This window comes from Flavobacterium pectinovorum, from assembly GCF_900142715.1.
In the GTDB taxonomy this organism is placed as follows: domain Bacteria; phylum Bacteroidota; class Bacteroidia; order Flavobacteriales; family Flavobacteriaceae; genus Flavobacterium; species Flavobacterium pectinovorum.
Map to the genome: position 1 here is coordinate 79,681 of NZ_FRBX01000008.1, position 10,472 is coordinate 90,152.

At 35.1% G+C, this 10,472-nt stretch carries 5 protein-coding genes; 4 read left to right on the forward strand and 1 reads right to left on the reverse strand.

All coding sequences use genetic code 11. The features are described 5' to 3' along the window. Nucleotides 1-3: 3 nt before the first annotated feature. The 4 genes from BUE22_RS22060 to BUE22_RS22080 all read left to right on the forward strand — a co-directional run bounded on the left by BUE22_RS22060 (nucleotide 4) and on the right by BUE22_RS22080 (nucleotide 9,298). Entirely contained in the window at nucleotides 4-2,796 is a 2,793-nt protein-coding gene (locus BUE22_RS22060; protein ID WP_073398141.1) for a M16 family metallopeptidase, read from the forward strand. Nucleotides 2,797-3,245: 449 nt separating this feature from the next. Next, nucleotides 3,246-5,210, forward strand: a complete 1,965-nt coding sequence (locus BUE22_RS22070; RefSeq protein ID WP_073398264.1) for a protein-disulfide reductase DsbD family protein — start codon at nucleotides 3,246-3,248, stop codon at nucleotides 5,208-5,210. Between the two features lie 22 nt (nucleotides 5,211-5,232). Further along, nucleotides 5,233-6,729, forward strand: coding sequence for an aminotransferase class V-fold PLP-dependent enzyme (locus BUE22_RS22075; protein ID WP_073398143.1), 1,497 nt, complete (start codon nucleotides 5,233-5,235; stop codon nucleotides 6,727-6,729). A 172-nt stretch (nucleotides 6,730-6,901) separates the two neighbouring features. Beyond that, complete coding sequence (locus BUE22_RS22080; protein ID WP_073398144.1) at nucleotides 6,902-9,298, forward strand: TonB-dependent receptor; 2,397 nt, start codon at nucleotides 6,902-6,904, stop codon at nucleotides 9,296-9,298. 320 nt (nucleotides 9,299-9,618) lie between these two features. On the opposite strand, the gene BUE22_RS22085 is transcribed toward BUE22_RS22080, so the two are convergent. Further along, a complete protein-coding gene (locus BUE22_RS22085; RefSeq protein WP_073398145.1) occupies nucleotides 9,619-10,467 on the reverse strand; it encodes an outer membrane beta-barrel protein in 849 nt (282 codons plus the stop codon). Nucleotides 10,468-10,472 lie beyond the last annotated feature (5 nt).

Consider the following 10,472-nt stretch of genomic DNA (forward strand, 5'->3'; position numbering starts at 1 on the left):
AAAATGAAAAAACACATCTTTTTGGGCTACTGCTCATTAGCGTTTTGTACCTTAATTTCAGCGCAAAATAAATCTGTTAACTTTAAGAAAATAAAAGAGTTAGGCGGAATAGAAGAATATTTGTACGAACCAAACGGTATGAATATTTTACTTCTGCAGGATAATGCATCACCGGTTGCAACCGTTCAAATTGTATATCGCGTGGGTTCTAAAAATGAAGTTTTAGGAAACACAGGATCAACGCATCTTCTTGAACATTTGATGTTTAAAGGGACTACAGCTTTCAATAAAAAAAACGGAAATACAATTACTGATGTTCTTCAAAATACCGGAGCACAGTTAAACGCTACAACCTGGTACGATCGTACCAATTATTTTGAAACTTTACCAAGTGATAAAATTGGTTTGGCATTAGAAATCGAAGCCGACAGAATGCGTAATTCTTTATTATTAAAAGAAGATAAAGAAGCCGAAATGACGGTAGTTCGTAACGAATTTGAACGTGGCGAAAATGACCCAAATAGTTTACTGGACAAAGAAATCTGGGCTTCGGCATATATTGCACATCCGTATCATCATTCGACAATTGGCTGGAAATCAGATATTGAAAAAGCACCAATTGAAGTATTACGTAATTTTTATAACACTTATTATTGGCCGGATAACGCGACTTTGACCATTATTGGTGATTTTCAAAAAGAAAATGTTTTTCAGTTAGTTGAGAAATATTTCGGTAAAATTACCAAAGCGCCAAACAAAATGCCACAGCCGTATACAGAAGAACCTCAACAATATGGGCCTCGTAAAATTGTAGTTAAAAAACCGGGAGAATTGGGCGTTGTAAACAAAGCTTATAAAATTCCGGGTGCTTTACATGAAGATTTACCGGCTTTAAATATTTTGGGTGAAATTATTGGCTCGGGACCTTCGGCGATTTTAAATAAGACTTTTGTAGACAGCCGTATGGGAATTTATGCGTATGCCAGTGCAACGAACTTTAAGGAAGTGGGACTTTTTACCATTGGCGTTGGTTTTCCAACGACCTCAAAACATGAAGATATTGATGCCAAAATAAGTGAGGTTGTAGCTAAAATTCAAAAAGAAGGCGTAACACAGGATGAAGTAAATCGTGTTGTGGCAAAAATTAGCGCTCAGACTATTTTAGCACGTGATGGTTCTGGTGTTATTGCATCAGAATTGAATGAAGCAATTGCTTCTGGTGACTGGACAGATTTTGTAACGGGAGTTGACCGACTAAAAAAAGTAACGCCTGCCGATGTGCAACGTGTGGCTCAAAAATATTTAGTTGAAGATCAAAGTACAACAGGGTATTTTATTCCGAAACAATCAGGAAATCAGGGACAGGATCAGGCAAAAGCAGGGAATTTTATGCCAGAAAATGGTCCGTTTTATTATAGAGATTCAAATCATAATCATTTAAAAGAAAGTCATTCAGCTCTTTCATCTCAACAAAAAACTGCAAGAGAAGCTATTGATGAAAACGTTGAAAATGCAATTGAAAAAGGAGCTTCATCTTATAAAAGAGAAAAAATTGCCGGAATCGATGTGGTTTCTGTAAAAACTTCTGCCAAAGATTTTGTTACCGTTTCAGCAAGTATTTCATTAGGAAACTTCGCCAGTGAAACTAAAAATTCGATGATTCCTTCGTTAACAACATCCCTGTTATCAAAAGGAACTACGCTTAATGATAAATTCAAGTTCTCAGAAAAACTTCAAAAATTAGGCGTAAACATTAATATTGGGGCGTCAAATACAAAAATTAATATTGGTTTTAAATGTTTGAAAAAAGATCTGGATCAGGTTATTGTTTTATTGGCAGAAGAATTGCGTTCGCCATTATTTGACAAGACCGAATTTGAAAACCTTAAAATGCAATTTACCGGAAATACACAGCAAAATTTAAACGATCCGGGTGAAAGAGGAGATATTGCTTTATCACAGGCGATTTATGAAAAAGGAAATCCAAATTACAGTTTAAGTGTTGAAGAGGATTTAGCCAATATCAAAAATGCAACGCTTGATGAAGTAAAAGCATTTCATAAAAAATATTTTGGTCCGGCATCAATGCATTTTGTAATTGTGGGTGATACAGAAGGGGCAAACTTAGCTGCATCTTTAAAAAAATCATTTAAAAACTGGAATGGCGGTGTGACTGAAACGTTGAAATTTAATGAAACCCAAAAAGCAGCATCAAAAACAGAAGTGGTTACTATTCCCGAAAAACCAAGTGCCGAATTATTCATTGGGCAATACACAGGTTTAAAAAGAGCCGACGCAGATTATATTCCGTTTTACATTGCCAATTATACTTTAGGTGCCGGTTTTGCGGGACGCTTAATGCAGACTGTTCGTGATAATGATGGTTTAACATATAGTATTTCATCTGGTTTAGGTGGAAATATCACCACCGGAGGATATTGGTTTGTGAATGCATCATTTAACCCAACTTTGTTTCAAAAAGGATTGGATGCCACTATGGTTCAGGTTGATAAATGGGTAAAAGACGGAATTACTACAGCAGAATTAGAGAACAAGAAAACTAATTTAATTGGAAGTTTTAAAGTAGGAATGTCAACTACAAGCGGTATGGCCAGAACGATTTTGAGTTTTGTCGAAAGAGGTTTGGAGCCAAATTATATCGAACAATATCCAAAAGATATCGAGAAAGTAACGTTGAAAGAAGTAAACGATGCTATTAAGAAATACATTCAGTTAGATAAAATGATTATCATTAAATCCGGGTCTCTTGATAAGGATGGTAAGCCTTTGCAATAAGGGGTAACTAAACTTTGACAAAGTTATTATTCTCATTTTTGTCATCCCGAGGAACGAGGGATCTCCGTAAGCAACTCGACAAAGATTGGCGATTTAGTTTGTGGAGCTTCTCGCGGAGATCCCTCGTTCCTCGGGATGACAGTATGGGGTAACTTAAAAATAAATTTTAATAGCAGTCTTTCATTTTTCATTTTAGAATCTGAATTAGTAAGCCATTTTCTATGAAAGACCATAAAGAGCTGTTTTGCCGACAGCTCTTTTAAAAATACAATTCTTTACATTTTATACGTAGACTTAAAATTCAATTTTGGAAGTTTCCGGAAAATCTAAATTTTTCGTTGAGCTTTTAAGATCTGTTATTTTGAGCAAGGGAGATCTATGCCTTTTTTGAACCTATGTTTTTATGTATTTATATAAATCACAAACAGGAAAAAAAATCAAATAATCAAATGAAAAATATCATCATAATAGTAATGCTGCTCTTTTGCGGAAGCATTTTTGGACAAATGTACAATCCCGTAAAATGGAGTACAGCAGTTGAAAAAATTTCTGAAAAAGAATATCTTTTAAAAGCAGAAGCCACAATACAAGCTGGCTGGCATTTGTACGGACAATATATTGAAGAAGGAGGGCCATCGCCAACAGCTTTTGCTTTTAAAAAGAAAAACTTCGAATTATTGGGTAAAACTACCGAAGAAAAAGGACACGAAGTAGTTGATAAAATCTTCGATATGAAAATTAAATATTTTGAAGATAAAGCACTTTTTACACAAAAAATAAAATTTACTTCGGATGCTGTTTCGAATATTGCGGCTGAAGTTGAATTCATGGTTTGTGATGATAGCAATTGTTTGCCACCGTCTTCGGAAGAATTAGTATTTAAAATTCCGAATGCTAAGAATGTGGCTTCTGCCGATGAAACTGTTACTGCAAAAAAAGAAACTGTTGCTGTAAAAAAAGATAAAATTGATCCTGATAAAAAGAATGACTCAAAAGGTTTACTGAGCATTTTTATTATTGCATTTTTATCCGGTTTTGCGGCTTTGTTAACGCCTTGCGTATTTCCAATGATTCCAATGACAGTAAGTTATTTTACAAAACAAAGTAAAACGAAAGCTGCAGGAATTAGAAACGCCTTAATTTACGGGTTCTCAATCGTAATTATTTACGTTTTATTAGGTTCGATTGTAACGGCGGTTTTTGGTGCCGATTCTCTAAATGCACTTTCCACAAATGTTTGGTTTAATATTATTTTCTTTGTTTTATTGGTTGTTTTTGCCTCTTCTTTTTTAGGCGCTTTCGAAATTATGCTGCCCAATGCATTAGCCAATAAAGTCGATTCGCAGGCAGACAGAGGAGGACTTATTGGTATTTTCTTTATGGCTTTGGCACTGGCAATTGTATCATTTTCATGTACGGGCCCAATCGTGGGAACTTTATTGGTCGAAGCAGCTTCAAAAGGCGGAATTGCACCAATTGTTGGAATGTTAGGATTTTCAATAGCGATTGCATTGCCTTTTTCATTATTTGCCGCTTTTCCCGGTTGGCTGAATGCTTTGCCAAAATCTGGCGGATGGTTAAACACCGTTAAAGTAGTTTTAGGATTTCTGGAATTGGCTTTGGCTTTTAAATTTCTATCAAATGCCGATTTGGTTCTGCAATTGCATTGGCTGGAAAGAGAAGTATTTTTAACGATTTGGATTGCCGTTTTCGGAACATTGGCTTTTTATTTATTCGGAAAAATTACACTTCCTCATGATTCACCCTTAAATCATATTTCTGTTGGAAGATTAAGTTTAGGATTGCTTGTTTTAAGTTTTACCATTTATTTAATTCCCGGGCTTTTTGGAGCTCCTTTAAAATTAATAAGTGGTTTTCCGCCGCCAATGCATTACAGTGAATCTCCATACGGAGTTGGTTTTTCTAAAAATACAGGAACAGCAAATACTGAAAGTTTACCCGACGGCGCAGCATACGGTCCACAGGATATTATCACCTTTCATGATTATGATAAAGGAATGGAGTTTGCCAAAAAAACAGGCAAACCGGTTTTGCTTGATTTTACAGGTTATGCGTGTGTAAATTGCCGAAAAATGGAAGAATTGGTTTGGTCTGATCCAAAAGTTTTGGGCGTTTTGAAAAATGAGATAGTTCTAATTTCTTTATATGTTGATGATAAAAAAGAGTTGCCGGAAAGTGAACAATATGTGTCTGAAACTACAGGAAAAAAAATCAAAACAATTGGTAACAAATGGAGCGATTTACAAATAAAAACCTATAAAGCAAACGCACAGCCATTTTATGTAATTGTAGATCATAAAAGTGCAAATTTGACAGAACCATCAGCTTATAATCCTGATATTGAAAATTATTACAATTGGCTGAATTCGGGAATTAAAAATTTTAAAAAATAAGTTGTTTTAAGATATAAAAGTAATGAATACTATTTTGAATAAACCGGAAACGAGCCAACTGGAAGAATATTTTTCTGAATTTAGAGAAAATACAATTGGCGTAAATCATCATTTTGAATCTATTTATGGAAAACAAAAGCTGTTGTACGCAGATTGGATTGCCAGCGGAAGATTATACGCTCCGATTGAGGAAATCATGTGTGCTAAAATTGGACCTATGATTGCCAATACACATTCATTTTCAAGTCAAACGGGAAAAGCTTCAACTTATGCTTATAATCATGCGAGAGATCTAATTAAAAAGCATGTCAATGCCAATGAATCTGATGTTTTGGTGACAACCGGAACGGGAATGACGGCTGCTTTATCTAAACTACAGCGAATAATGGGTTTGCGTGCTGCAGATAATATTTATAGTCTGCAACTGCTTCATGAAGATGAAAGGCCAGTGGTTTTTATCACACATATGGAACATCATTCTAATCAGGTTCCGTGGTACGAAACTATGGCAGATGTTGTGGTTTTACCTGCCGATGAAAACAATTTAGTTGATCCTGGAATATTATCCGCAGAAATAAAAAAATATGCCAACAGAAGTTTAAAAATAGGTTCGTTTACGGCTTGTTCGAATGTTACAGGAATCATTACGCCATATCGTGAATTGGCGAAAATAATGCATCAAAGCGGTGGATTTTGTTTTATTGATTTTGCGGCTTCGGCACCCTATGTTCCAATCGATATGCATCCAGAAGATCCGGAAGAAGTACTGGATGCGATTTTCTTTTCTCCACATAAATTTTTAGGCGGTCCCGGAACTTGTGGTGTTTTGGTTTTTAATGAAAAACTGTATCAGTCTAATTTTCCTGATAATCCGGGAGGAGGAAATGTAAAATGCACGAATCCTTGGGGCGAATATCATTATAGCGACGCCATAGAAGTTAAAGAAGATGGCGGAACTCCGGGATTTCTTCAGGTTATGCGTACCGCTTTGGCTTTGGAACTAAAACAAAAAATGGGAATCGAAAACATGAAAAACCGAGAAAAGGAGCTTTTGGATCTTTGTTTTTCTGAACTTCAAAAAATAAACGGTTTGTCTCTTTTAGGAGATTTAAAAACAGAGCGAATTGGCTGTGTTTCTTTTGTTATAGAAAACATTCATTACAATTTAATAGTACGACTTTTAAATGATCGTTTCGGAATTCAGGTTCGTGGCGGCTGGTCTTGCGCAAGTACTTATGCACATTATTTATTTGATATTGATACAGAAAAATCAAAAGCGATTACAAACGGAATTCTTCAGAAAAACTTGACTGATAAACCGGGTTGGGTTCGCATATCATTACATCCAACAATGACAAATGAGGAGCTTTTATTTATTTGTGATGCCATTCAAAAAGTAAGTCTAAATTATGAAGAATGGCAAAAGGATTATCAATATAATCCTTGTACAAATGAGTTTGATAATGTAATAAAAGAAGAAACAATTGGTGAGGATGTAAAGCTTTGGTTTTCTTTTTAAAAACTCACTTTATTTTAAGAACAGTAAGCGGATGAAGATAATATCATCCGCTTTTTTTATGAAGGTTTATTTACAATTAAAACATTGTTTTTATTTAGAATGGTTAAAAATAATTTGGATAAAAAGATTTTAGCAATTACTTTTGTCAGAAAATTTTAATATCATAACCAAAATGAACATCACAACCATAAAAAAAATTCTGTTTAGTTTATTGTTTCTGACCTCATTAACAATGTTAGGACAGGAAACGGGAAAAGTAAGCGGGAAAATTGTCCTTAGCGGAAATACTCCTGCAGATAATATTACTGTTCGTCTTAAAGGAACAAAATACAATGCAGTTACCAATGATAAAGGGCAATATGAAATAAAAAATGTAAAGCCGGCAAATTATACAATTAGTATAAAATCAGTTGGCATAAATTCTGTAGAAGATAATATTGTCGTAACTGCTGGTCAGACAACAATTAAAAATTTCTCTCTTTCTGAGAGCAAAGAAGATCTTGATGAAGTAGTAATTACAAAAAATAAATACAAACAGGATAAGCCTTCTTTATCTTTAAGATTACAAACTCCGGTACTTGAAATTCCGCAAAACATCCAGATTGTAAGTGGTCAAACTCTAAAAGACCAACAAATTACAAGTATGAGTGATGGAGTTATTCGTAACGTGAGTGGAGCTGTACGTTTAGAACACTGGGGAGATTTGTACACAAATATTACGATGCGTGGTTCTCAAATTCAGGCTTTCCGTAACGGTTTCAACGTAGTATCTTCTTTCTGGGGGCCACTTACTGAAGATATGAGTTTTGTAGATCATATTGAATTTGTAAAAGGGCCGGCAGGATTTATGCTTTCCAGCGGTGATCCAAGCGGACTTTATAATGTAGTGACTAAAAAGCCTACAGGAATTACAAAAGGCGAAGTTTCTGCATTAGTTGGAAGTTATGATTTTTACAGAGTAAGTCTTGACCTTGACGGGAAACTGGACAAAAAAGGAAAATTATTATACCGATTTAACGGAGCGGCTCAAAAGAAAGGTTCTCACAGGCCTTTTGAACACAACGACCGTTATGTAATTGCTCCGGTAATTTCGTATCAAATTGATGATAAAACAAAATTAACTGCAGAATATAATTTTCAGTATGCAAATATGACCGAAGTTGGTTCTTATTATGTTTTTGGTGCTGATTCCGGAGGATATGCAACAACTCCTGTAGATTTTACAATGACACAGCCAGGATTGCCGGATACTAATATTCAGGATCATAGTGGTTACCTGATGTTTGAACATAAGTTTGATGACAATTGGAAACTTACAGCACAAACTTCTTATTTTAAATATTTACAACAAGGATACAGTTCATGGCCAAGTACGGTAGGACCAACTGTTGATGGAAGCTTAGGTACTGGTGAAATTATTAGAAATGTTGGTATTTGGGATGCGGAAAGTAATATGTATTTGGGACAAATATTTCTTAACGGAAAATTTAATACGGGACCAATCACTCATAAAGTATTAGGAGGTATAGATTTAGCAAGTAAAGATTATATGGCAGATTGGGGACAATCTCATGATCTTGATACAGTAGACGATCCATTTAATGTAAATAACCCGGATTATGGAACTCCATCAAACGGACTTCCAAATTTTGACCATACAACGCCTCTTAGTGTTAGGGCTGCAGCTGCGGGTGGAATTATGAGTTCAGAATATGCTGCTGGTTATGTTCAGGATGAGTTAGGATTTTTTGAAAACAAATTAAGAGTAACTCTTGCGGCAAGATACACTTGGATTAGCCAGACAAGTTGGGGAGAAACTCAGGCAGATAGCCATATTACGCCACGTGCGGGTGTTAGTTTTTCTATAACAGATAATCTGGCGGTTTACGGATTGTATGATCAGGCATTTTTACCTCAATCAGGTATAATTCTTAACGGAGATAAAGTAAAACCTCTTACGGGTAGTAATATAGAATTTGGTATAAAGAAAGACTGGTTTGACGGATCCTGGAATACTTCATTATCGGCTTACCGAATTATAAAAGAAAATGAACTTACTGCAGATCCTAACAATGGTCCAAATGATCCGTATAAAATTGTACTAGGAGAAAAAAGAGCTGAAGGTTTTGAATTTGATGTTAGAGGAAAATTATTAGACGGACTGAATCTTATCGCGAATTATGCTTTTACAGAATCAATAGTTACAGAATCTAATATTTTAACGGTAGGTTCAGTTGTTCCCGGATATGCTAAACATACTGCAAATGCGTGGTTAAATTATACTGTTCAAAGCGGTAAAATTAAAGGATTTGGCGCTTCTATTGGAGGAACTTTCCTTGCAGGACGTCAAACTGATACATGGAGCCCGGGAGCAGAAAGATTGCCGGACTATTTTAAACTTGACGGAGGTTTGTCTTATGAAATTGGAAAAGTAAAAATTACTGCTAATGTGTTTAATATTTTGGATAAATACCTTTACAGTGGATCTTATTATGAATGGCTTAGTGCTTATTACTGGCAAACAGAAGCCCCAAGAAATTTTAGAGTTGGTGTAACTTATAAATTCTAATATTTTTAGAATTCTAGTTGAAAAGCATGCGGTTTCGCATGCTTTTTTTTGTTTTGTTGCAGGTTGAAAATTTTTATAAACTGTGAGGTTACTTTGCGGGAGACGCACTGCTGTGCGCCTCTACGATATGCGTTGTGTGGATAGGTTATATGTGAATTATTTTGTTTGAAATATCATTTATTCCAATAATCCGCATTTTACCTCAATTAGAATATTCGAAAAATAAACAAAATTTGTCTTTGTAACATCTGTCCTTTAAATAAAAAAACAAAGCCGGTTTCCCCCCAAGAAACCGGCTTCATTAATTAACTAAATTAAGATTAACGCAAGGCAAATCGTAATTTAAGGCCATACGAAACTAGTCGCACATCGTTTGCATATGGAGTTTCCAATACGCTGCTATATTGTAATTGCACGGGCAATTCAGGATTGTATTGAACCAGGTTTTTATTATTGTTTTTATCATAGATATTATTTAGGCCGTAATCTAAATAAACACCGATGTAGATTGCGGTTCTGTCTCCGATTTTTTGCTTTAAACCAGTTTCAAAAGTGGCAGAGTAAGATACATCTGTATCAATATCCTGTTTGTTGGCTGTAACATTATCTGTGCTGGCAAAACCGGCAAATGCAGGACTAAATAATTCTACATTATATTGCGGATAATAACCGCTTGTAGTTAGATTTTGCATTTTGGTTTCGTAAGTTCCACTTGTTGCAAATCCAATTTTTGCCCCGGCTGCAACATATAATTGTGATGTTCCGGGAGTTTCAAATTGAATGCCTATTGGAATATTAATGTAACCCAATTTTTGCTCTTCTCTTAGATTTGTTGCTTTATATCTGAACTGAAAATTTTCATCTTCGGCATCTGTAGTCATATATTGTCCTGCCAAATAACCAAATTTTGCATCAGAATTATAAGTTTGATATTCTACACCAATTCCAATACTTAAACCTTCGTTTAAATAATACGAATAACGAATTCCTGCATTAATACCATTTCCGTGTACTGTTTCGCCCGCTGAATTATATTTCAGAAAGGAGAAAGGCCCGCCTACAGAGATTGATATTTCCTGCTTTTTATCCTGGCCATAACTATTTAGGCAAATTATTAAAAGCCCGGCTATGGTTAATGATTTTATAGGATTGCTTATATATTTTTTCATCTTAA